Raw genomic sequence first — 22,366 nt, 5'->3', positions numbered from 1 at the left:
CTCACCGTCTCCGCCGTGTCAAACCGCTTGTCCCGGTCTGTCGCGCTTCGCACGGTTCAGCATCCGCTGAGCACGCACGGGGTTACCCGTGTGTGTGATCCTCGGATTTGGCAGACCGGCCGCTCGCGGTTTCCCGTCGGCTCGCCCGGTTCCTGCCGGCTGTTACCTTACCCGGCCGGTTTCGCCGCACCAAATCGGCCTCTCGGCAGACTCGGCGGGCACCGCCCGCCCGGCGACTCGAAAGTGAAGCTTCTTGTCGCCGGTGCCGCTTGGAGTGGGCCTCAGGACTTTCGCCCTGTTTGCCCCGTTCCGCGCTGGCAGAGAGAAAGTTACGCGGATTCGGGTTCGCACGTCAAATCGAGCGGCTGCGGCCCCCGTCACACTCGCCTCCCGGGTGGGTGGACAGACCCGTGAGCCGGGGCGACCTGCCCTGCAGCCGTGAGCCTCGAGAGGCGCTAACTCCGGCGTGGTACGGGCATTTCGGCGCAAACAGTACTTATGGCTTGAAACGCTACTAACCTGTCTCTGGGTGACGACCTGAGGTGAATGCGAAAGACCAGGAGGGGGATGGGGTCCATGACGGTGCAGACCAGACTCACCGTGAACGGTCAGGACCGGGAGTGGACGCTCGATGCCCGAACGACGCTGCTGGACGCGCTGCGAGATCACCTTGGCCTCTACGGCACGAAGAAGGGGTGTGACCATGGGCAGTGCGGCGCCTGCACGGTCCATGTCGACGACCGGGCCGTGGTGGCCTGTCTGACCCTCGCCGCCCAGGTCGACGGTGGTGCGGTACGGACCGTCGAAGGGCTCACGGAGTCGCCGGGCGGGCTGCATCCGATGCAGCAGGCGTTCCTCGACTGCGACGCGCTGCAGTGTGGCTACTGCACACCGGGACAGCTGATGTCGGCGATTGCCTGTGTTGACGCGGGATGCGCCGGGTCCACCGACGAGATCCGCGAGTTCATGAGTGGGAATCTCTGCCGCTGCGGCGCCTACCAGGGCATCGTCCAAGCGGTCGCCAAGGTTCACGCCGCCGGTCACGGGCGGTCCTGATGCGAGCCTTCACCTACACCCGGGCGCGCTCCGCGGCGGAGGCGGTGTCGACGTTCGCCACCTCCCACCGCGACCAGCCCCACTACCTCAGTGGTGGCACGACCCTCGTGGACCTGATGAAGCTCGACGTCGAAGCCCCCGGTCTGCTCATCGACCTGACCGGCGTCCCGGACCTCGACTTTGTCCGTGAAGAGCAGGGTGAACTGGTCATCGGCGCGCTGACCCGGATGAACGACGCCGCCCACCACCCGCTGCTCGCTGCCAGCTGCCCGGTGCTCGCGGAGTCCCTCCTGGCCGCGGCCTCCCAACAGCTACGGAACATGGCAAGAATCGGCGGCAACCTGCTGCAACGCACCCGCTGCGGCTACTTCCGATCGGTCGAGTTCTCGTGCAACAAACGTCAGCCCGGGTCGGGGTGCTCCGCGATGGAGGGCGTCAACCGCAACCACGCCGTCCTCGGTACCAGCGACCACTGCATCGCCCTCTACCCCGGTGACCTGGCGGTGGCGCTGACCGCGTTCGACGCAAGCCTCTCCGTCCTCGGCCCCGACGGCACCCGCACCATGTCGATCCATGACCTGTTCGTGCCGCCGGGCGACACACCGAACCGGGAGACAACCCTCGAGCCCGGCGAGTTCATCACGGCCGTCCGGGTGCCGATGACACCGGCGGCGCAGTCATCCAGCTACCAGAAGGTGAGCGACCGAAGTTCGTACTCGTTCGCCCTCGCGTCGGCAGCCGTCGGGCTCCACCTCGACGCAGCGGGTACCACCAGCGAGATACGGATCGCGCTCGGCAGCCTGGGCACCGTGCCATGGCGGGCACGGGAGGCCGAACAGGCGCTGACCGGGACCCAGCTGGACGACGCGGCCATCCGTACGGCGCTCGAGCCGGAGTTCCGGTCGGCTCGCACCACACCGCAGAACCACTTCCGGGTACGGCTGGCTGTGGAAACCGTACTCGAGGCCGTCGCGGCGGCCCAGCAGAGGATGGGATGAACGCCATGGCCTGGATCGGCTCCGACCATGTCCGCCACGACGGCGCAGAGAAGGTCCGCGGCGAACCGATCTACGGCGCCGACCGCACGGCCGCGGCGATGGCGTACGCGGTCCCAGTCAGTGCGACCGTGGGGCGCGGTCGAATCACGACGCTCGACACCGCCAAGGCGGAACGGGTGCGGGGGGTGCTCGCGATACTCACGCACGAAAACCTGGATCGCCTGCACCCGTCCGACTTTTCCTTCGGGTTGGGGGGCGCGAGCGAAAGCTTCCAACCGATGCGGGACAACGTCGTGGCCTACCGCGGTCAGCCAATCGCGATCGTGGTGGCGGAGACCTTGGAGGCCGCAGCGGAAGCCGCGGCGTTGGTGACCGCCCGCTACGACGTCGAGCCGTTCGCCGTGGAGCTCGACGACCCGGGGGGCGAGCGGGTCGACCAGGCGGAGGCGGTGCCCACGTTTCCCGTGGTGGAGATCGGCGAGGGTGACCGGCTAATCGACCAGGCGCCAGTTGTCGTTGACGCCACCTACCACTCCCCCGCGCAGCACCACAACGGGCTGGAGCTGCTGTCCACCCTCGCCCAGTGGCATGAGGGGTCGCTCCTGATCCATGAGGGCACTCAGGCGGCGGGACGTGTCCGGCACGCGCTGGCGACGCAGATCGGACTCCCGATGGAGTTGGTCCAGGTCGTCTCGCCCTCCCTCGGTGGCGGCTTCGGCCAGCGCACCGGCCAGGCGTACAGCACCACCCTGGCCGCCCTGGCCGCCCGGCGGGTCGACCGGCCGGTGTTGCTGGTCACCCCGCGGTCCGCGGTCTTCCACAGCGTGCACTTTCGGGCCGCGACCCGGCACCGGATCCGGCTCGGTGCGCGGGACGACGGCACCATCACCTCCCTGGTGCACGAGGCGTTCGCGCAGACATCACGCCATGACCTGATGCCATTCTGGGGGCCGCAGGTTTCGGGAAGTATGTACGGAATCCCGAACTTCCGCGGCACCACCACCCTGGTGCGACTCGACACCCAGACGCCCGGCTACATGCGGGCGCCGATGGAGATGGCGACGATGTTCGCGCTGGAGAGCGCTCTGGACGAACTCGCCGAGCGGGTGGGCGTCGACCCGGTCGAGCTACGGCGGCGCCACGACACCGCCACCGATCCTGCGACCGGCAAACCGTTCTCCTCGCGGCGGCTCAAGCAGTGCCTCGATCGAGGCGCTGAACGGTTTGGCTGGTCGGAACGCGACCCGGCGATCGGGTCGATGCGCGCCGACGACGGCAGCCTCATCGGCTGGGGCGTGGCGACGGGTTGCTATCCCGGCCTCGCCTCCGCCGCCGGCGCGCACGTACGGCTGTGTGACGACGGCACGGCGGAGGTCACGATCAGTGGACACGAGATGGGCCAGGGCATCCGCACCGTGATCGCGCTGGCTGCGGCCGACTCCCTCGGCCTGCCGCCCGGCAGCATCCGGGTAACCGTTGGCGACACCCGGGTCGCTCCCCAGCCCGAGACCGGTGCCTCGTGGGGAACCGCCTCCGCCCTGCCGGCCATCCGGGAAGCTGCCATCGGGATCCGCGCCCAGCTGCATCAGATCGCCGCCACCCGTGGCGAGCCCGTCGCCAACGTCGACGTCAGCGAGTGCCGGCTGGCGGAGGGACGGCTGGTCGGCCCAGACAACACGGGGCCACTGATAACCGGGCTCCTCAGGGCCGCCGGCCTCCCCTCGGTCGTGGCCCCCGGGCAGTACTTCGCCCCAGGGCGAAGCCCGACCGAAGCACCCGACAGCGCCACGGCGCCGATGAGCGCGGTGATGGCGGACGTCGACAACGCCAGGGTGGGCCCGGTCTTTCCCGACTTCGTCACCTGCTCCTACGTCGCCCACTTCGTCGAGGTCCGCGTTGGTCCGCGGATCCGTCGACCGCGGGTCACCCGGATGCTGTCGGTCATCGACTGCGGGCGGGTGATCAGTCGGCGCACCGCCACCAGCCAGGCCCTGGGCGGCCTGGTGTGGGGCATCAGCACCGCGCTCCGCGAGGAGAGCACCGTGGACCCTCGCTTCGGCGGGTTCCTCAACACCAACCTGTGCGACTACCTGGTTCCGGTGAACGCCGATGTGCCCACACTCGACGTCGACTTCATTGACGAGCCGGACCCGTTGTTCAGCGCGTTCGGTCTCAAGAACCTGGGCGAGGTCGTCCATGTCGGTGCGGCAGCGGCGATCACCAACGCCATCCACCACGCGACCGGGGTTCGGGTCCGGAGTCTGCCCGTCCGCATCGAGGACCTCATGACGGAGCCTGCTCGGTAGCGGCCCGGGGCTTGTCCACACCGCGTTGGGCCGCTCGCCGCGGGCCCGGCAGGGAGTCTGATGACAGCGGGGATCAGGTACATCGCGCCGACCCTACGGCGGTGGTGTTCGGCCGACCTCTCCTTCGCGATGGCCGTTGTCGTCGGGGTGACGGGGAGCGCACCGTGCCCGGTTGGGACGGTGATGGCCAGCTGCGCCACCGGCGAGGTCGCCGGTGGCGTCGCCGGCGGGTGCATCGACGGCGCGGTCCTCACGGCGGCCCAGGACGCGATCCGCTCTGGTCGGGTACACCGGAACCGCTACACCCACCAGAGCGACGGCTCGCCGGTGCTCGGCCTCTCCTGTCGTAGTGAAATCGACGTGGTAGTGCTGCCCGCGGCGGTGGAGGTCATGGCACCGCTGCTCGATCGGTTGCTGGCGAACCGGACGGTCGGTTCCGCTCTGGTGCTACCCGCCGGCCCACGGGCGGCGCTGCTGGTGGCAGACCCGGACGGGTTGTGGGGCTCGTCGGGCGACCCGGGGTTGGATGAGCTCGTGGCACGCCGGCTCCGGGAGCGGGTATCCACCGGGACGGGGCCGGTCGAGCACATCGGGACGGGGCCGGTCGAGCGCATCGGGGACGGCGCCGGGCAGCCCGTCGACGTCCTGTTCGTCCGACACCAGCCGGCACCCCGCATGGTGCTCTACGGGATGAGCCCGGTCGCCCGGGCAATGAGCCAACTCGGGCGTTTCCTCGGCTTCGAGGTGACCGTGTGTGACCCTCGGCCGGTGTTCATGCGGGCCGAGCACTTCCCGGACGCCCACCAGGTGGTCTGCGACTGGCCGCACCGCCACCTGCGCAGCATCGAGGCTGACGCCCGGAGCGCCATCGTGGTGCTCAGCCACGATGATCGCCACGAGACCGAGCTGCTGTCGCTGGCCCTACGGGGGCGCGCCGGCTACGTCGGCGTGATCGGCAGCCGAGAAACGCACCGCGAGCGGCTGCTCCGACTCACCGCGGCCGGGTTGACCAAGGACGAACTCGGCCGGCTTCGGGCGCCCATCGGCCTCGACCTGGGCGCCCGAACTCCCCAGGAAACCGCCGTGTCCATCTGCGCCGAAGTGATCGCGGTCGCCGGCACCGGGGGCACCGGTCGGCCCCTGACCTACCTGGCCGGCCCCATCCACCGGCGTGCCGACGTCCCGGTCAGCTGAGCATGCGGAAACGACGGCATGGCCCGGCCTACTCACCGGCGGACGCAGGGCCGGTAGACGCGGGACCGGTAGGCGCGGGACCGGTAGGCGCGGGACCGGTAGGCGCGGGACCGGTAGGCGCGGGACCGGTGGAGACGGGGTGCACCGGCCGCGACGCGGGGTGCACCGGCCGGGTCGCGGGGTGCACCGGCCGGGTCGCGGGGCTGCTGCTCGCCGCGGGAGCGGGACGGCGGTACGGCGGGCCGAAGGCGCTCGTGGCTTTCCGGGGCCAGCCCCTGGTGCTGCGGAGCCGAGCCGTGCTGGTGGCCGCCGGCTGTGCTCCCGTACTGGTCGTGGTGGGGGCGCGGGCGGAGGCGGTGACCGAGTTGGTCCGCTCGGGCGTCGTCCGGAACCCGGCGTGGCCGACCGGAATGGGTTCATCGCTGCGGGCGGGGTTGGCCGCGCTGGAGGTAACCACCGCGTCGGCGGCGGTCGTGACCTTGGTTGACATGCCGGGGGTGGGAGTCGAGGCGGTACGCCGGGTGGCTGCCGCCGCCCGACCCGATGCTCTGGTGGTCGGGGGCTACCACGGCGACCGGTGGGGGCACCCGGTACTGCTCGGGCGCGCACACTGGGCCGGTGCCGCCGCGAGCGCCACCGGGGACCGGGGCGCCCGGGACTACCTAAGTCAGCATCGTGACATCGTCACGGTGGTTCCGTGCGGCGACGTGGCCGACGCCCAGGACCTCGACGTACCCCCGAAGATCCAGCGTTGATCCGCCGGCACCCGGCTTCGGCTGGGTCAGACCACCGTGTTTCACAGCCCACCGCCGGCCCGGACGCAGGCGCGCTCCCTCAACCGGCGTCGGCCCGGTAGAAGACGTACCGGCCCAGCCGGGCTCGGCCGTAGCCGTTCTCCCGGACGCCGGCCAGCCCGGCTTCGACCAACGCGGACAGGGCCCGATCGGGCAGGCTGTCCCCGGTCCGACCAGAGCGGTGGACATGACCGCCCTCGTGTCCGGGAAGACTGCCGTCGATGTCGGCTACGTGTAGCTCACCGCCGGGGCGCAGCACCCGCCGGACCTCACGCAGCACTCGTACCCAATCCGCTTCGTCGATGTGATGCAGCATGAACGAGGAGAGCACCCGATCGACGCTGTGGTCCGACAACGGCAGGTCATCGGCGAACGCGCGCTCGTACTGGATCTGCACCTTGCCCCGGGCCGCCTTGCGGCGGGCACGGCGCAGCGCGGCGGGGTCCGGATCGATGCCCAGCGCGTCCACCTCCGGGTGGCGGCGCTTGAGCGTCCGCAGCAGATCGCCGGTGCCGCAGCCGATCTCCAGGACTCGTTGTCCCGGCCGAAGATTCGCGCGCTCCAAAAGCTTCTCATGAACCCGGCCGATACCGATAAAGCGGGCGAACGGATCGTAGAGGGGCAGCAACCATTGCTTGCCCATGGCGGGCAAATAGGCCCGATTCTCAGAATGGGAGTTGTGCTGTCCGGTCATGGCACGCTCCGGTAATAGCGGAAACTCGGTCGTACTCTCAGCCTCATGGACAGCGATGCTGCGGACAATGGCGGAACTGTGGGCAGGATGCGACGGAACTTGGTTCCCCCGTCCCGTCAGGTCGGCGTCACCGGGCAGGGCGTGCCGGTCTTCGGCTTCGGCCACCTGCCCGGCATCGCCCCGGTCGCGGTAGCCCACCACCCCCACGGCGAGCCGTTCCTCGACCTCGCCACCGTCGGCACCCACACCCACGACTTCCTGGTGCTCTGCTACGCCCACGTGGCTCACGGGACGGTACGCATCGACGAGCGTACCTGGACAGTTGCCGACGGCGACCTCTTCGTCATCGCACCCGGGCAGGTAGTCACCTCCGGGGATCCGTTCGCGGAAGTCACCAGCGACGGCTGGACCGTCTGGTTCCCGGCCGACGTGATTCGGCCCGGAATGCCCGGCGCCTACTCATCCTGGCGGGCGCACCCGTTGCTCTTCCCGTTCGCGCAGGGCCGCAACCGGGCCCAGCGGCTACCGGTCCCACCGGTCGACCGGGCCGGCCTGATGGAGCGCTTCGCCGCACTCGACACCGAGCTCCGGGCCCGCCGCGACGGGCACCAGGCGGCCGCCCTCGCCCACCTGACCCTGCTGCTCGTGACCGTGGCCCGGTTGTCGACCGACCTCGCCGACCACCTACGCTGCGCCGACGAACCGCTGCTGGCGGCCGTCTTCGAGGCCATCGAGGCGCGCTACCACCAGCCCATCTCCCTCGCCGACATCGCGGCCGACCTCGCGCTGACTACCGGCTACCTCACCACCGCCGTGCGTCGCAAAACCGGCCGAACCGTTACCCAGTGGATTACCCAGCGCCGGATGCAGCAGGCACGCCTACTGCTCGCCGAGACCGACCTGGCCGTCAGCGCGATCAGCCGCCGGGTCGGATACCCCGACACCAGCTACTTCAGCAAACGCTTCCGCGCCCGCCACGGAGTCACCCCCACCCAATGGCGGGACGCCACACCGCACGCGGGTGGCGACGGCATCACTCGTCCGACGGCGCCAGGACGACCGAATCGATCCAACCCAGGGCCGCGATCGCGGTAGGAAACCCACAGGTGGTGATGGCCGCGAGCGCGACGGCTCGCACCTCGTCCACGGTCGCGCCGTGCTGGAGGGCCTTGCGGACGTTGGAACGCACCGCTCCCTCCGCCTCGGCCCCAACCGCCACCGCCAACTTGATCAACCGGTCGGTCCGGTCGTCGAACGAGTTGCGCTCCCGCACCGTCCGCGCCAGCGCGCCCTGCGCCTCCGCGACATCCGGAAAGCGTTCCAGGAACTTCACGTAGACATCCGGAAGATACTGCTGCTGCATATCACCCTCCGCTACCGCCCGATATTGACACATTAGCCCCGGCCCGTGGCCCACCGTGGTCCGAGGACGTATCCAGGCAGAACTCACGCCTCGACGGCCGCCGCGTCGGTAGCGCCTCCGACCGGGGCGCCACCACACGAGGGGTCAACGCCGAGCCGACGGCTCCCGGGCGGCGTCCCGTACCTGCTCCGGTGCGGCGGTCGCCGTCGGCGCCGGGCCGCGGCGCCCGCGGTAGACCACGTACGGACGCCACAGGTACGCCAGCGGCGCCGACCAGACGTGCACCAGTCGGGTGAACGGCCACAGCGCCAGGAAGAGGAAGCCACCGATCGCGTGCAGCTGGTAGACCAGGGGAGCCCCGCTCATCAGGGTGGGGTCCGGCTGGAACCAGAAGATCCCGCGGAACCAGACGGCGATCGTCTCCCGGTAGTCGTAACCCCCACCGATCAGGTTGACCCCGACCGTGGCGATCATGCCGAGCGCCACCATGGCGGCGAGCGCGGCGTAGAGCACCTTGTCCATCCGGCTGGTCACCCGGCGGACCCGACCGTTGATCATCCGCCGGATGATCAGCAGGACCAGGCCGGCCATCAGCATCAGGCCGGTCACCGTACCGCCCAGGACCGCGGTGAGGTGGTAGGCGTGCTCGCTGATCCCGATCTTCTCGGTCACCGACGCAGGCACCAGCAGGCCCATGACGTGCCCACCAGCAACCCCGAGAACGCCGAGGTGGAACAGGGGCGAGCCGAGCCGCAGCAGGCGATTCTCCAACACCTGGCTGGTGTGCGTGGTCCAGCCAAACTGGTCGTGGCGCCACCGCCAGAAGTGGCCAGCGACGAAGACCACAAGGCACAGGTACGGCAGGACGGTCCAGACGAGGTTGGTCATCGCGATGCCTCCGACGGGGAACAGGCGGGATAAGGGGCAAGCGCGGCAGCGTTCAGGTCCGGGCCGTCGCCGAGAGAATCCAGGCCGACCGTCTCCACTGGCGGTCCGTCAACGGCGAGCGCCGCGATGGCGGCCCGGTCGGCGTCGGTCAGCGCCGGCAACACGGCGCAGACAACGTCCAGCAACAAGCGGTAGGGGGTGCCGCAGTCGGCCAGGGCGGCGCGGAGCAGTTCAATGCCCTGCCGATGCTGACGCAAGGGCGCCTCCCCCTCGCCCGGGCCCACCGTGGCGGCGTACTCGAGCACCACCGGCAGCAGATCCGGCAGCTCCCCGTCCGCGAGTCGCAGCCCGTGCGCCCGATACCGCTGCTTGAGCACCAGCAGCGCCATGCCCCGCTTGCGGGTGTCCCCGTGCAGGTAGTAGGTGAGGTAGAGACCAGAGCGGCGGCGCAGGTCGAAGGTCTGCACGAAGTGCTGCTGTACGTCGATCGGGGTGTTCTCCAGCAGCCAGTCCAGGAACCCGTCGATCCGCTCCCGCGCCTGGGGCGCCTCGATCCGCGCGGCAGCGCCCCGAAGCTCGGCCCCGGCACCGAGCAGCTCGTCATCGGGGTAGGTGAGCAGCAGCGAGACCAGCTCGAAGATGCGGGCCCGGTCGGTCGCGGCGGTCATGCCCCGCCTCGCAACGGGTTTATCGTGAAGCCACGCCGGCCGTCGGAACGCCGGGAGACCAGCCCAGGCCCGCCGGGACGAACCTGCTCACCCTCGACCAGGTGGAAACTCTCCGCGGAGGCCTGCGTGGTCATTCCCGGGCCGCCCTCGCAGTCCAGCGCGCAGTCCTGGTTCGCGGTGGCCTGCGCTTCCAGCGCGGCGGCGTCCTTGCTGTACGCGGCCGGGATCACGTAGCGCTCGTCGTACTTGGCGATGGCCAGCAGCCGGTACATGGCCTCGACCTGGTCGGCGGTCATCCCGATCCCGTCGAGCAGCTCGTCGGCGACGGTACCGTCGAGGGTACGAGCGCGCATGTAGGAGCGCATGGCCGCCAGCTTCATCAGGACCCCGGCGGTCGCCTCCACGTCACCGGCGGTGAAGAGCTCGGCCAGGTACTCCACCGGAATCCGCAGCTCCCGGATGGTGTGGAAGATGTCGTCGGCGTCGGTGTCGTCCCGGCCGGCCTCCCCCACCGCGTCCAGCACCGGCGACAGCGGCGGGACGTACCAAACCATGGGCAGGGTCCGATACTCCGGGTGCAGCGGCAGCGCCACCTTGTACTCGCTGATCAGCCGCCACACCGGGGACCGTTCGGCGGCGTCCAGCCACTCCTGCGGCATGCCGGCGGCCCGGGCGGCCTCCCGTACGGCCGGGTCGCTCGGGTCGAGGAAGACCGCACGCTGCGCGTCGAGCAGGTCGTGCTCGTCGGTCACCGAAGCGGCGGCGAGCACCGCGTCCTCGTCGTAGAACACGATGCCCAGATAGCGCAGCCGACCCACGCAGGTCTCGGAGCAGACCGTGGGCTGCCCCGCCTCGATCCGCGGGAAGCACAGGGTGCACTTCTCCGCCTTGCCGGTGCTGTGGTTGACGTACACCTTCTTGTATGGGCAGGCGGAGACACACATCCGCCAGCCCCGGCAGCGGTCCTGGTCCACCAGGACGATGCCGTCCTCCTCCCGCTTGTACATCGCGCCGGAGGGGCAGGCCGACACACACGCCGGGTTGAGGCAGTGCTCGCAGATCCGCGGCAGGTGGAACAGGAAGGTCTTCTCGAACTCGAACTTCACCCGCGCCGCCGCCTCCGCCGACATCCGGGCGAGGTTCGGGTCACCGGTGCCGTGCTCATGGGTCCCGCCGAGGCTGTCCTCCCAGTTGGCCCCCCAGGTGACGGCCATCGGTTCGCCGGTCAGCGCGGAACGGGGCTGCTGCACCGGGGTGTCCTTGAGCCCGGCGGGGGCGTTGGCCAGGATGTCCTTGTCGAAGGTCGCCGGCTCGTAGTAGTCGTCGATCGAGGGCAGATCCGGGTTGACGAACAGCCGGCTGAGCCGCTTGACCCGGCCACCGGAGCGCAGCTTCAGCCGGCCCTTCTCGTCCAGCTGCCAGCCCCCGTGCCAGCGGTCCTGATCCTCGTAGTGCTTGGGGTAGCCGATGCCCGGCTTGGTCTCGACGTTGTTGAACCAGACGTACTCGGTGCCGTCCCGGTTGGTCCAGGTCTGCTTGCAGGTAACGGAGCAGGTGTGACACCCGATGCACTTGTCCAGGTTCATCACCATGGCGACCTGCGCTCGGATCCTCATCAGTACTCCACCTCCTGGTCGCGGCGGCGGATCACCGTGATCTCGTCGCGTTGGCTGCCGATCGGGCCGTAGTAGTTGAAGGCGTAGGTGAGTTGGGCGTGTCCGCCAGCCAGGTGGGTGGGCTTGACCAGCAGCCGGGTCAACGAGTTGTGGTAACCACCCCGACGACCGCTCTTCTCGGCCTTGGGCACGTTGATCGTCCGCTCCGGCGAGTGGTACTGGAACACCGTGCCCTCCGGCATCCGGTGACTGACCACCGCCCGGGCCACGATGACCCCGTTGCGGTTGTGCGCCTCGACCCAGTCGTTGTCCCGAACCCCGACCTTGGCGGCGTCCGGCACACTCATCCAGATCACCGGCCCACCCCGCGACAACGCCAACATCAATTCGTTGTCGTGGTACATCGAATGGACAGACCACTTCGCGTGCGGGGTCAGGAAGCGTACGGTGACGCCGCCGTCAACGAACTCACCCGGGGCACCGAAGTGCCGGGCCATGTTCAGTGGGGGCCGGAAGCCCGGCAACTGCTCGCCCAGCTCCGCCACCCAGTCGTGCTCCACGAAGAAGTGCTGCCGACCGGTGATGGTGTGCCACGGCTTGAGCCGCTCCACGTTGAGGGTGAAGGGCGAGTAGCGACGGCCGCCCTTCTCCGAGCCGGACCACTCCGGGCTGGTGAAGACCGACTGCGGCGCCCGCTGGGTGTCCGCGTACGTGATCTGGTCGGTCTCGTGCCCGGCGATCAGATCCGCGAACGGCTGCCCGGTCCGCTGCTCCAGGGCCGCGAAACCGGCCGCGGCGACCCGCCCGTTCGTGGTGCCCGACAGCGCCAGGATCGCCTCGCACATTTGGTCGGCGGTGGCCAGCGACGGCCGGCCGGCACACGGCCCGTCGGGGACGACCCCGTTTCGCTCCCGCAGGTACGCCACCTCCGCGGTCACGTCCACGGTGAGCGCCTTCGTGCTGGTGCCGAGCCGGTCCAGGAGCGGGCCGACAGCCCGCATCTTCGCGCCGATCTGGGCGTAGTCCCGCTCGATCTCGATGAGCTTCGGCATGGTGGAGCCGGGGACCGGCTCGCACTCGCCGGCCTTCCAGTCCCGCACCCGCCCGCTGGGCATGGCCAGCTCGTCCGGGGTGTCGTGCTGCAGCGGCGCGGCCAGCACGTCCCGCCGTACCCCCAGGTGGTCGACGGCCAGCTCACTGAACCGGTCGGCGAGCGCCAGGAAGGTGTCGTAGTCGGAGTGGGCGTCGGCGGGCGGCTCCACCGCCGGGCTGAACGCGTGCACGAACGGGTGCATGTCCGTGGTGGAGATGTCGTGCTTCTCGTACCAGGTTGCGGTCGGCAGCACCACGTCGGCGTGCAGGCCGGTGTTGGTCATCCGGAAGTCGATCGCCGTGAGCAGGTCGAGCTTCCCGGTCGGCGCCTCATCTCGCCACACCAGGTCCCGCGGTCGGTGCTCCGGTTCGCACTCCGAGGCGGTGGCGGTCGAGTCGATCCCCAGCAGGTGCCGCAGGAAGTACTCGTTGCCCTTGCCGGAGGAGCCGAGCAGGTTCGCCCGCCACAGGGTGAGGCAGCGCGGGAAGTTCGCCGGGTCGTCCGGGTCCTCCGCCACCGACCGGAGCCGACCGGCCTTCAGTTCGGCGACGATGTGCTCCTGCACCGTCACCCCGGCCACCGCCGCCTCGTCGGTGAGGTCGAGGGGGTTGCGGTTGAACGACGGGTGGCCGGGGCTCCAGCCCATCCGCTGCGCGGCGGCGACGGTGTCGGCGAAGGCCATCCCCGCGAACCGGCCGGTGCCCAACGGGGAGGAGAGCTCGTCGACCGGGACCCGCTCGTACCGCCACTGGTCGGTGTGCAGGTACCAGAACGGGGTGCTCGCCTGGTGCCGCATCGGCCGTTGCCAGTCGAGCCCGAAGGACATGTGCTGCTGGCCGGTGATCGGCCGGGCCTTCTCCTGCCCCACGTAGTGCGCCCAGCCACCGCCGTTGACGCCCTGGCAGCCGGTCAGGGTGACCAGGGAGATGAGCGCCCGGTAGGTCATGTCGGAGTGGAACCACTGGTTCGCGCCGGCGCCTAGGACGATCAGCGACCGCCCCTGGCTGCGCTCGGCGTTGCGGGCGAACTCCCGGCCGATCCGGGCCGCCACCGCGGCCGGCACCCCGGTGATCCGCTCCTGCCAGGCCGGGGTGTTCGGCGAGTCCGCGTCGTCATAGCCGGTCGGCCACTGCCCCGGCAGGTCACCGCGGCGCACCCCGTACTGCGCCAGCACCAAGTCGTAGACCGAGGTGACCAGCTGCTCGCCGACCCGCATGGCCGGTACGCCACGGCTGATGGTGGCCCCACCCTCGGTCTCCCCGACGTCGAAGCGGGGCAGGTCGACCTCGATCGCCTCGTCGCTCCGGTCGAGCAGCCCGAGCGCGGGCAGCACCTCGCCCAGGTCCAGGTTCCAGCGCCCCTCGCCGGCCTCGCCGTACCGGAAGCCCAGCGACCCGTTCGGCACGACCAACTCGCCGGTGCGCTCGTCGACCAGGACGGTCTTGTGCGCGCCGTCCTCCTGGCCCAGGTCCGCCGCGGTGAGGAAGCGGTCGGTGGTCCACCGGCCGTCCGCGGTGGGTCGCAGCGTGACCAGGAACGGCAGGTCGGTGTAGCGGCGAATGTAGTCGGCGAAGTAGTCGACCGTGCGGTCCCGGAAGAACTCGGTGAGTACGACGTGGCCCATCGCCATCGCCAGCGCGCCGTCGGTACCCGGGTGCGGGGCCAGCCAGTCGTCGGCGAACTTGACGTTGTCGGCGTAGTCCGGGCTGACCGCGACGACCTTCGTCCCCCGGTAGCGGGCCTCGGCCAGGAAGTGGGCGTCCGGCGTACGGGTGACCGGAATGTTCGAGCCCCACATCATCAGGTAGGTGGAGTTCCACCAGTCGCCGGCCTCGGGTACGTCGGTCTGGTCGCCCCAGATCTGCGGCGAGGCGATCGGCAGGTCGGCGTACCAGTCGTAGAAGCTCAGCAGGGTGCCGCCGAGCAGGGCGTGGTAGCGGGTGCCGGCGGCGAAGGAGGCCATCGACATCGCCGGGATCGGCGAGAAGCCCACCACCCGGTCCGGTCCGTACGTCTTCGTGGTGTAGACGTGCGCGGCGGCAACCATCGTGGTCACCTCGTCCCAGCTGGCGCGGACGAAGCCGCCACGTCCCCGCTGGGTCTTGTAGGCGCGCGCCTTGAGGGGGTTCTCCACGATCTCGGCCCAGGCGGACACCGGATCACCCAGGCGCGCGAGCCCGTCGCGGAACATCTCGGCCAGCACCCCGCGTACGTAGGGGTGGCGCACCCGGGAGGGCGAGTACTCGTACCAGGAGAAGGAGGCGCCGCGGGGGCAGCCGCGCGGCTCGTAGTCCGGCGAGTCCGGGCCGGTCGTCGGGTAGTCGGTGGCCTGGTGTTCCCAGGTGATCAGGCCGTCCTTGACGAAGACGTTCCACGAGCAAGAGCCGGTGCAGTTGACGCCGTGGGTGGAGCGCACCACCCGGTCGTAGCGCCACCGGTCGCGGTAGAACCGCTCCCAGTCGCCGTCGTCCACCTGGTGCAGCGTCCGGCCGTGGTCACCGACCGCCTCCCGGCGGAGGAAGCGCCGAGCAGCCAGCAACGGCGCCGCGCCGGGGACCTGGTCCGTCGCAGGATCATGAGCTTCTGGCGGGCGGTGCGCTGACACGTGGGCACTCCTCCGGCGGCGAGCGACAACGCGGGGGCTGTCGGCGGCACACGGGCAGTGCGCCACGTCTACCAGGGTTCGCGAAATCAACCGCCAGATCGGGAGGCCGCGGTCCCGACCTGTCGGGACCAAGGTCCCGGCCATTCCGCTATTCGACGGTGTGGGGTGCGACCGACGGGACCTGCTGCCAGCCAGACGGGGAAGAAGGTCCCTACCCGCTGCTGATAAACGACAGCAGCCTTGGGTACACAGTCGCGCCAGTGACGCTAGCGCCGACCTCCGTCTACCGCTGATAGAGGAATTGCCGTGTACGCGAAACCCGCTCCAGACGACCCGACACCGGAAACGGCGGTCGAGCAGAACAGCCGCAACGACGTTCGTGGGCGAAACCGGGTCCTGACCCTGTCCACCATCGGCTTCACCGTCATGTTCGCGGTGTGGCTCATGTTCGGCATCCTCGGCAAGCCGATCAGCGAAGAGTTCGGGCTCTCCGAGGTGCAGCTGTCCTGGATCATTGCCGCCGCCGTGCTCAACGGCTCGCTCTGGCGGCTCCCCGCCGGAATTGTGGCGGACCGGCTCGGCGGACGCCGGGTAATGACCGTCATGCTCCTCGTGACCGCGGTCGCCTCATTCCTGGTATCCCGCGCTGACTCGTACGCAATGCTGTTGGTGCTTGCGTTCCTGGTCGGTTTTGCTGGTAACTCCTTCACCACGGGTATCGCCTGGAACTCCGCCTGGCAGCCGCGGGAGAAGCAGGGGTTCGCGCTCGGCCTCTTCGGCGCGGGTAACGTCGGCGCCTCCGTCACCAAATTCATCGGCCCCCCGCTGATCGCCGGGACCGCCGGTGCCACCTACCTCGGCGTCGTCGAGGGCGGCTGGCGTCTCGTCCCCGTCGTCTACGCGGTGTTGCTGCTCATCCTCGCCGCGGCTACCTGGTTCCTCACGCCCCGCCGGGACCGGGTGCCGAGCCACGGCACCCCGCTCCGCACGCAGCTCGTGCCGCTCAAGCAGGTACGAGTGTGGCGATTCAGCCTGTACTACGTCGCGGTGTTCGGTGCCTACGTGGCGCTCGCCGCGTGGCTGCCGACGTACTACATGAACAACTACGACGTGTCCCTGCAGACCGCGGCCTACCTGACCGCCCTGTACATCTTCCCCGCCTCGCTGCTGCGACCGGTCGGCGGATCGCTCTCCGACCGCCTGGGTGCCCGCCGGGTGATGTACTGGACATTTGGCTTGATGCTGCTCAGCACGGGCATTCTGATGATGCCTTCGGGCCACATCGTCGTCAACCACCCCGACGGCGGCCAGACCACCCACCTCGCCTACCAGCTCGGCATCGTGCCCTTCACCCTGCTGGTCGTCCTGCTCGGCTGCGCCATGGGCGTCGGCAAGGCCGCGGTGTACAAGCACATCCCGGAGTACTTCCCCACCCAGGTAGGAGCCGTCGGCGGTCTGGTCGGCATGCTCGGCGGCCTCGGCGGATTCTTCCTGCCTCCGCTGTTCGCCTACACCAAGACCTGGACCGGCCTCCCGTCGAGCACCTTCCTGGTCCTGTTCATCCTCACCGTCATCTGCGCGGTCTGGATGCACCTCACCGTCGTGCGCATGCTGCACGGGGAATCACCCCAGCTCGCTGACCACTTCGAGAAGCCCGACTCCAAAAACCGACCGGCCGCTCCCGCTTCGGAAGCGCCCAGTGCGCCCAAGGAGGCCTACGAATGAATACCCCTAGTTCGACCGGGGACGGCCGAGCCGGCAGGCGCGAGTGGCTGGAGTCCTGGAACCCGGAAGACGCCGACTCCTGGGACAAGGGCTTGGCGTGGCGGACCCTCTGGATCAGCACCTTCACGCTGACCCTCTGCTTCACCTCGTGGTTCCTCGCCTCGGCGATCGCCCCGAAGCTGACGAACCTCGGCTTCGACCTCAGCACCGCCCAGCTCTACTGGCTCACTGCCATGCCCGGCCTGGCCGGCGGTCTCATGCGCCTGATCTGGATGGTGCTGCCGCCGATCATGGGCACCCGCAAGATGGTCACCCTGACCACCGTGCTGTTGCTCCTGCCTGTCCTGGGTTGGGGAATCTTCGTTCAGGACCCGAGCACTCCGTACTGGGTGCTGCTGTCGCTGTCGTTCCTCTCCGGTATCGGTGGCGGGGCGTTCTCGGGCTTCATGCCGAGTACCTCCTACTTCTTCCCCCGCCGACTCCAGGGCACCGCGCTGGGCGTCCAGGCCGGTATCGGCAACTTCGGCGTCTCGCTGGTGCAGCTGCTGACCCCGTGGGTCATCGGCTTCTCGCTGATCGGCTTCCTCGGCAGTTCCCGGCCGATGGCCACCTCGCCGGGGGAACCCGCTCGGGACGTTTGGTACCAGAACGCGGCGTACATCTACATCCCGTTCATCATCGTCGGTGCCGTGCTCGCCTGGACCATGCTGCGGTCGGTTCCGGTCAAGGCGAACATTCGGCAGCAGTTCGACATCTTCCGCAACGTTGACACGTGGTGGATGACGCTGCTCTACATCATGACCTTCGGTACCTTCGCCGGCCTGTCCGCCCAGTTCGGGCTGCTGATGAAGAACCTCTACGGTGCCGGCAACCCGGACATCGTGCAGGGCAGCGGGGCCGCGGCACAGCTACTCGTGGACGGCTACGCCGTACCCGACCCGGTCAAGTTCGTCTTCCTCGGCCCGCTGGTCGGTGCCGCGGCCCGCGTCGCGTTCTCACCGCTGACCGACAAGTTCGGCGGTGCCCGGTGGACCCTGATCTCCGGCATCGGACTCGTCATCTCCATCGCCTTCACCATCACCGCACTGCGACCCGACACGAGCTCGGCCGCGGCGCTGGATGCCGGCTTCGACCGGTTCCTCTGGGGAATGCTGGCGATCTTCCTGTTCAGCGGGATCGGTAACGCGTCCACCTTCAAACAGATGCCGATGATTTTCGAGCGCCGGCAGGCCGGTGGCGTCATCGGTTGGACCGCGGCGATCGCCGCGTTCGGCCCGTTCTTCTTCGGAATCGGCCTGACGCTCCTGTCCCCGACCGCGTTCTACCTCGTCGGGCTGGTGTTCGCTGCCCTCTGCGTCGTCATCACCTGGCAACGCTACGCCCGTCCGGGAGCGCCCAAGCCCAGCTGACCGCTCCCGTCCCGCTCCAACCGACTGCGGACCTGGGGCGCAATTACGACCGGGCTGACCTCGTTGAAACCGGCAACGAGGTCAGCCCGGTTTCTTTGTTCCCACCGGTTGGCGCCCGGTGGCCCCGTGCCGGTCGGCCGGCCCGTGCCGCACCCATTTCGATGTGACCGTCCGCCAAGCCGACGGCGGCGACCCGACCTGACCCCGGCGATCCGCACCTGGATGTCCGCCGCCGGGTTCACCGAGCAGGAGTTCACCGCGCCGGACGGAGAACTCTTCTCCGTCGGGGTTCACCGCCTTACCAGCACCCCGCAGCCACTGACCACCACCGGCAGGATCTTCCAGTTCCTCCCTTGAACAGCGGCAACGCCGGACGCTTCCGGGGCGCCCGGGCCTGGTTTGGGAGCCGCGACGACCTCAGATCAGGGTGATCCAGTAGTCCCAGAAGCGGTGCAGGATCGCGGCGACGATGAACGCGAACCAGATGACGAGGACCAGGCTGTGGTAAACGGCGACCTGTTCCGTTGCGCGCCGCAGTGCCCGCGGGAGGACGGTCGCGTTGTCGCGCAGGGTCTGCGACGTGGTGTAGAAGAAGATCGGAATGGTGACGGCCCAGACCACCATGCAGTACGGGCAGAGCGCGCCGATCACATAGAGGCTCTGATAGATGAGCCAGTGCACGAAGACGACACCGAGGGTGACGCCCCCCTGCAGGCCGAGCCACATCCACCGCGGGAGACCTCCGGTGGCGAGCAGGACGACGCCGAGCGTGGTGACCACGGCGAACCCCGCGATGCCGAGGAGCGGGTTGGGGAATCCGAACACCGCGGCCTGCGGAGTGCTCATCACCGAACCGCAGGACAGGACCGGGTTGATGCTGCAGGTGGGGAGGTACCCGGGGTCGGCCAGCAGGTTGATCTTCTCGATGGTGAGGGTGGCGGCGGCGAGGAGGCCGACACCACCGCCGACGGTGAGGACCCACGCGGTGACGACAGTCAGGAAGTGGCGCTCCGCGGAGGTGGTGACGGGTCGATCGGCGGTGGCGGTCGTCATCCGGCCAGGGCAGTGTCAATCATGGTGACCAGATCGTCCTTGTGCAGGTCGGAGAGGGGCTCCCCGTTGAGGAAGAAAGTGGGGGTGCCCTGCACACCGACGGCCTCACCGTCGGCGCGGTCCTTCGCCACCCGGGCGGCGGTGGCGGGGTCGTCTAGGTCGCGCTGGAAGCGGTCGATGTCCAGACCGAGGGTACGGGCGAAGTCGAGGAAGACCTCGGTCTGCGGCTCCTCCTGGCGATTCCAGTCGTCCTGGTTCTCGAAGAGCAGCTGGTACATCTCGGCGAAGCGGTCCTGGTTAGCCGCGGCCTCCGCGGTGCGGGCGGCGAGCTCGGCGTTGGGGTGGCTGGCGATGGGGAAGTACCGCACCACGAAGGTGATCTGCCCCTCGTAGTCGGCGACGATCTCCTTGACGTTCGGGTACACCAACTTGCATGCCCCGCACTCGAAGTCGAGGAACTCCACCAGGGTTACCTTGCCGTCGGGAGCGGAGGTCAGTCGGTGGCTGTCCTCGCGGACCAGCGCCGCTTGTTCGACCGTCGCGCCGGTCGTCTCCACGCTGGGAATCGCGTCCCGGCGGTTGAACGCCAGCACGCCGACCCCCACCAGAATCAACGCCACGACCGCGGCAAGGGTCAGCCGGATGTTCCTCGTCATATCTCCGTCTCCTGTCGGTCTGTCCGATCCCACAGCGGCCGCCCTGAGCAGGCGAGGCGCCGGACGCAAAGGTACCGGGCGCACCGCCACGGATCACTGTGATTCACCTGTTCGGCGCGGAACGGGCAGGGCCGCATCGAACGGCGGGACCGGCATCCGGCTCGCTGAGGCCCGCGGCGGGGTGACCCAACCACCTACTCACCGGCGGACCTGCCGATCGCGGTCGGCCAGATCCGCCAGCATCCGGTTGTACGCGGCCAGCTCGGCGTCCTCGCGCCCTTCGGCTTCGGCGCGGTCGGCGGCCCGGTCCCGGCGGCGGGCCTCCCGCTCGTCGGCCTTCATCCACTGGCGCATCAACGCGCCCAGCACGACGACGGTGGGCAACTCGCCGAAGGACCAGGCGATGCCGCCAGCGGTACGTTGGTCCTCCAGGGGGGTGGCGCCCCAGGGGCGGTCCAACGCGATCCACCAGTTCTCCGCGATCAGGGTGGTGGACTGCATGAGCGTGACGCCGAGGAAGGCGTGCAGCACCATGCTGATCAGGACCAGGATCAGCTTCAGCGGATGTGGGATGCGGCGCGGCGCGGGGTCAACACCGATGACAACCCAGAAGAACAGATAGCCGGCGCCGAGGAAGTGTCCGACCATGGCCAGGTGCGCGGCGTGGGAGCGCAGTGCCAGCTCGTACAGGCCGGTGAAGTACATCAGGTAGAGGCTGGCGACGTAGATCACCAACGCGACCACCGGGTTGGTGAGGAAGCGCGAGAGCCGTGAGTGCAGCACCACCTGCAGCCACTCGCGGGGGCCCGGCCAGCGGGGGTCGGTCGACGGGGCCAGGGCGCGCAGCGCCAGGGTGATGGGGCCGCCGAGCGCGAGCAGAATCGGGGCGATCATCATCAGCAGCAGGTGCTGAATCATGTGGATCGAGAACAGCAGCGGCCCGTAGCGGGCCAGACCGCTCGAGGTGGCCACGATGATCAGGGCACAGCCCACCAGCCACAAGGCGGTACGGGAGACGGGCCAGGCGTCGCCGCGGCGGCGGAGCCGCCACACCCCGGCCGTGTAGAACCCGGCGGCGGCCAGCACGGCCGCCGTGATCAGCGGCTCGGGCAGCCACGCGGTGGCGAGGTTGCCGATGGTCAACGGCGGCGGCATCGGGAAGCCGAGTAGCGCGGTGGCGAGGTCCTCCGTCTCCGTACCGATGGGTGCCGGGGTGCGGGACAGCGCGACCGAGGTACCGATCGCCGCGGCGAAGAGCAGCGTTTCGACGACCGCGACCCGCAGGAACGGCCCGCGCCGCCCTGCCGCCAGGGCCGGCAGGGCCCGGCGACGGTGGGCCAATCCCGCGGCGGCGATCGCGACGAGCGCAGCAGCCTTGACCAGAAGCACCTGCCCGTAGCGGGTGCCCACCAGGTCGGCGGCGCTCGGGAGCCGAACAGCGGCCGACAGCAGCCCGGACAGACCCACCGCGGTCAGGCAGCCAACGGCGAGCGGGGAAAACCTGCGTACGGCTCGCGCCAGGTCGGCGGTCGTGCCGCGACTGGTAACGGCCAGGGCGAGCAGGCCACCGGCCCAGAGGGTGACCGGCAGCACGTGCAGGAGCAGACCGGAGACCGCCAGCTGGTGGTCTCCGCTGCCGGCGGCGTGGCCGGTGAAGACCGGCGGCACCAGGGCGCCCAGCGCCAGCAGCAGGGCGGTCAGCGCGCCACCGGGTCGCAGGCTGGTAGCGGCGACCAGCGCCACGGTCAGGGCCAGGGCGCCACTGAGCGCCAGGGACTGCCCGAGCGGGACGGCGGTGGCGAAGTGGAGCACCCCCGACAGGGACAGCACCTCCGCGGCGGGGAGGCCGAACAGATCGACCATGGTGTAGCTGACCGCAACCGCGGACGCAGCGGCCCACACCGAGGCCGCGCCGGCGGCAGCGCGCATGCGGCGGTAGCCGATCGGGGACAACCGCCCACCCTCGTCCCGGGGCGAGAGCACCACCGCTGCCAGCAGTAGACCGACCGTGGCGACCGCGCTGACCTGCATGCCCAGCCGGGAGGCCGGCAGCAGCCAGGCCGTGGTTGGTCCTGGGTCCGGAAGCCCCGGCGGGGCCTCCGCGACGGCACCGCCACCCCACCACAGCAGCACCGCACCGACGGCGGCCGCCACCAGCACCGTCCCCGCCGACAGCAGAAACGGCCGACGCCCAACAGCGGCGAGCGCCATCACCGGGTCGCCAACCGACGCGGGTGGCGGGGAACCG

The 22,366-nt window shown here is 69.7% G+C and carries 18 protein-coding genes; 9 read left to right on the top strand and 9 right to left on the bottom strand.

From position 1 onward, the window contains the following. The first annotated feature begins 576 nt into the window (after positions 1 to 576). From SALPAC2_RS0117680 to SALPAC2_RS25005, 5 genes are read left to right on the top strand one after another with little or no spacing between them, the layout of a single operon-like run. Positions 577 to 1,056: a (2Fe-2S)-binding protein gene (locus SALPAC2_RS0117680; RefSeq protein WP_018217968.1), complete on the top strand. Its 480-nt coding sequence runs from the start codon at positions 577 to 579 to the stop codon at positions 1,054 to 1,056. Next, positions 1,056 to 2,054 (top strand): FAD binding domain-containing protein, encoded by a 999-nt coding sequence (locus SALPAC2_RS0117675; protein WP_018217967.1) that lies wholly within the window; start codon positions 1,056 to 1,058, stop codon positions 2,052 to 2,054. The genes SALPAC2_RS0117680 and SALPAC2_RS0117675 overlap by 1 nt, the downstream gene beginning before the upstream one ends. Beyond that, a complete protein-coding gene (locus tag SALPAC2_RS0117670; RefSeq protein WP_018217966.1) occupies positions 2,051 to 4,360 on the top strand; it encodes a xanthine dehydrogenase family protein molybdopterin-binding subunit in 2,310 nt (769 codons plus the stop codon). Before SALPAC2_RS0117675 ends, SALPAC2_RS0117670 begins: the two co-directional genes overlap by 4 nt. 60 nt (positions 4,361 to 4,420) lie before the next feature. After that, positions 4,421 to 5,554 carry an XdhC family protein gene (locus SALPAC2_RS0117665; protein ID WP_026184844.1) on the top strand — a complete coding sequence of 378 codons (1,134 nt, stop codon included), beginning with the start codon at positions 4,421 to 4,423 and terminating at the stop codon, positions 5,552 to 5,554. 2 nt (positions 5,555 to 5,556) lie between these two features. Beyond that, positions 5,557 to 6,309 (top strand): nucleotidyltransferase family protein, encoded by a 753-nt coding sequence (locus SALPAC2_RS25005; RefSeq protein ID WP_026184843.1) that lies wholly within the window; start codon positions 5,557 to 5,559, stop codon positions 6,307 to 6,309. A gap of 79 nt (positions 6,310 to 6,388) precedes the next feature. On the opposite strand, the gene SALPAC2_RS0117655 is transcribed toward SALPAC2_RS25005, so the two are convergent. Continuing rightward, the gene (locus SALPAC2_RS0117655) at positions 6,389 to 7,042 is read right to left on the bottom strand and encodes a class I SAM-dependent methyltransferase (protein WP_026184842.1); all 654 of its coding nucleotides are present in this window, start codon (positions 7,040 to 7,042) and stop codon (positions 6,389 to 6,391) included. Between the two features lie 141 nt (positions 7,043 to 7,183). On the opposite strand from SALPAC2_RS0117655, the gene SALPAC2_RS0117650 reads away from it, so the two are divergent. Beyond that, on the top strand, positions 7,184 to 8,137 hold the full coding sequence (locus SALPAC2_RS0117650; RefSeq protein ID WP_018217962.1) for an AraC family transcriptional regulator: 954 nt from the start codon (positions 7,184 to 7,186) through the stop codon (positions 8,135 to 8,137). On the opposite strand, the gene SALPAC2_RS0117645 is transcribed toward SALPAC2_RS0117650, so the two are convergent. From SALPAC2_RS0117645 to SALPAC2_RS0117625, 5 genes are all read right to left on the bottom strand, one after another. Beyond that, entirely contained in the window at positions 8,076 to 8,405 is a 330-nt protein-coding gene (locus SALPAC2_RS0117645; RefSeq protein WP_018217961.1) for a carboxymuconolactone decarboxylase family protein, read from the bottom strand. The two genes, SALPAC2_RS0117650 and SALPAC2_RS0117645, sit on opposite strands and share 62 nt — an antisense overlap. 144 nt (positions 8,406 to 8,549) lie before the next feature. Next, complete coding sequence (gene narI / locus SALPAC2_RS0117640) at positions 8,550 to 9,293, bottom strand: respiratory nitrate reductase subunit gamma (RefSeq protein ID WP_018217960.1); 744 nt, start codon at positions 9,291 to 9,293, stop codon at positions 8,550 to 8,552. Beyond that, positions 9,290 to 9,961 (bottom strand): nitrate reductase molybdenum cofactor assembly chaperone, encoded by a 672-nt coding sequence (narJ, locus tag SALPAC2_RS0117635; RefSeq protein WP_018217959.1) that lies wholly within the window; start codon positions 9,959 to 9,961, stop codon positions 9,290 to 9,292. The genes narI and narJ overlap by 4 nt, the downstream gene beginning before the upstream one ends. Further along, positions 9,958 to 11,577, bottom strand: coding sequence for a nitrate reductase subunit beta (narH, locus tag SALPAC2_RS0117630; RefSeq protein ID WP_018217958.1), 1,620 nt, complete (start codon positions 11,575 to 11,577; stop codon positions 9,958 to 9,960). The genes narJ and narH overlap by 4 nt, the downstream gene beginning before the upstream one ends. Continuing rightward, positions 11,577 to 15,275 (bottom strand): nitrate reductase subunit alpha, encoded by a 3,699-nt coding sequence (locus SALPAC2_RS0117625; RefSeq protein WP_033661840.1) that lies wholly within the window; start codon positions 15,273 to 15,275, stop codon positions 11,577 to 11,579. The genes narH and SALPAC2_RS0117625 overlap by 1 nt, the downstream gene beginning before the upstream one ends. A 306-nt stretch (positions 15,276 to 15,581) precedes the next feature. Here SALPAC2_RS0117625 and SALPAC2_RS0117620 point away from each other — a divergent pair, with 306 nt between their 5' ends. The 3 genes from SALPAC2_RS0117620 to SALPAC2_RS28220 all read left to right on the top strand — a co-directional run bounded on the left by SALPAC2_RS0117620 (position 15,582) and on the right by SALPAC2_RS28220 (position 18,766). Then, a complete protein-coding gene (locus SALPAC2_RS0117620) occupies positions 15,582 to 17,000 on the top strand; it encodes an MFS transporter (protein WP_018217956.1) in 1,419 nt (472 codons plus the stop codon). Continuing rightward, on the top strand, positions 16,997 to 18,409 hold the full coding sequence (locus SALPAC2_RS0117615; RefSeq protein ID WP_018217955.1) for an MFS transporter: 1,413 nt from the start codon (positions 16,997 to 16,999) through the stop codon (positions 18,407 to 18,409). Before SALPAC2_RS0117620 ends, SALPAC2_RS0117615 begins: the two co-directional genes overlap by 4 nt. Positions 18,410 to 18,631: 222 nt before the next feature. Further along, the gene (locus SALPAC2_RS28220) at positions 18,632 to 18,766 is read left to right on the top strand and encodes a hypothetical protein (RefSeq protein WP_263404662.1); all 135 of its coding nucleotides are present in this window, start codon (positions 18,632 to 18,634) and stop codon (positions 18,764 to 18,766) included. Between the two features lie 60 nt (positions 18,767 to 18,826). Here SALPAC2_RS28220 and SALPAC2_RS0117605 read toward each other — a convergent pair whose 3' ends face one another. The 3 genes from SALPAC2_RS0117605 to SALPAC2_RS0117595 form a co-directional block, all read right to left on the bottom strand. Further along, on the bottom strand, positions 18,827 to 19,462 hold the full coding sequence (locus SALPAC2_RS0117605; RefSeq protein WP_018217953.1) for a vitamin K epoxide reductase family protein: 636 nt from the start codon (positions 19,460 to 19,462) through the stop codon (positions 18,827 to 18,829). Continuing rightward, entirely contained in the window at positions 19,459 to 20,118 is a 660-nt protein-coding gene (locus tag SALPAC2_RS0117600; RefSeq protein ID WP_018217952.1) for a DsbA family protein, read from the bottom strand. Before SALPAC2_RS0117600 ends, SALPAC2_RS0117605 begins: the two co-directional genes overlap by 4 nt. Positions 20,119 to 20,316: 198 nt before the next feature. After that, complete coding sequence (locus tag SALPAC2_RS0117595) at positions 20,317 to 22,329, bottom strand: cytochrome c oxidase assembly protein (RefSeq protein ID WP_018217951.1); 2,013 nt, start codon at positions 22,327 to 22,329, stop codon at positions 20,317 to 20,319. Between the last annotated feature and the right edge of the window lie 37 nt (positions 22,330 to 22,366).

It is taken from the genome of Salinispora vitiensis (assembly GCF_000378825.1).
In the GTDB taxonomy this organism is placed as follows: domain Bacteria; phylum Actinomycetota; class Actinomycetes; order Mycobacteriales; family Micromonosporaceae; genus Micromonospora; species Micromonospora vitiensis.
The sequence above is the reverse complement of the archived record's forward strand: the minus strand, read 5'-3'. Positions and strand labels throughout refer to the sequence as shown.

Coding starts and splice junctions, on each gene's coding strand:
- SALPAC2_RS0117615 (WP_018217955.1), top strand. CDS start 16,997: ATGAATACCCCTAGTTCGACCGGGGACGGCCGAGCCGGCAGGCGCGAG.
- SALPAC2_RS0117665 (WP_026184844.1), top strand. CDS start 4,421: ATGACAGCGGGGATCAGGTACATCGCGCCGACCCTACGGCGGTGGTGT.
- SALPAC2_RS0117670 (WP_018217966.1), top strand. CDS start 2,051: ATGAACGCCATGGCCTGGATCGGCTCCGACCATGTCCGCCACGACGGC.
- SALPAC2_RS0117600 (WP_018217952.1), bottom strand. CDS start 20,118: ATGACGAGGAACATCCGGCTGACCCTTGCCGCGGTCGTGGCGTTGATT.
- SALPAC2_RS28220 (WP_263404662.1), top strand. CDS start 18,632: ATGTCCGCCGCCGGGTTCACCGAGCAGGAGTTCACCGCGCCGGACGGA.
- SALPAC2_RS25005 (WP_026184843.1), top strand. CDS start 5,557: ATGCGGAAACGACGGCATGGCCCGGCCTACTCACCGGCGGACGCAGGG.
- SALPAC2_RS0117655 (WP_026184842.1), bottom strand. CDS start 7,042: ATGACCGGACAGCACAACTCCCATTCTGAGAATCGGGCCTATTTGCCC.
- SALPAC2_RS0117675 (WP_018217967.1), top strand. CDS start 1,056: ATGCGAGCCTTCACCTACACCCGGGCGCGCTCCGCGGCGGAGGCGGTG.
- narH (WP_018217958.1), bottom strand. CDS start 11,577: ATGAGGATCCGAGCGCAGGTCGCCATGGTGATGAACCTGGACAAGTGC.
- SALPAC2_RS0117605 (WP_018217953.1), bottom strand. CDS start 19,462: ATGACGACCGCCACCGCCGATCGACCCGTCACCACCTCCGCGGAGCGC.
- narI (WP_018217960.1), bottom strand. CDS start 9,293: ATGACCAACCTCGTCTGGACCGTCCTGCCGTACCTGTGCCTTGTGGTC.
- narJ (WP_018217959.1), bottom strand. CDS start 9,961: ATGACCGCCGCGACCGACCGGGCCCGCATCTTCGAGCTGGTCTCGCTG.
- SALPAC2_RS0117645 (WP_018217961.1), bottom strand. CDS start 8,405: ATGCAGCAGCAGTATCTTCCGGATGTCTACGTGAAGTTCCTGGAACGC.
- SALPAC2_RS0117595 (WP_018217951.1), bottom strand. CDS start 22,329: ATGGCGCTCGCCGCTGTTGGGCGTCGGCCGTTTCTGCTGTCGGCGGGG.
- SALPAC2_RS0117680 (WP_018217968.1), top strand. CDS start 577: ATGACGGTGCAGACCAGACTCACCGTGAACGGTCAGGACCGGGAGTGG.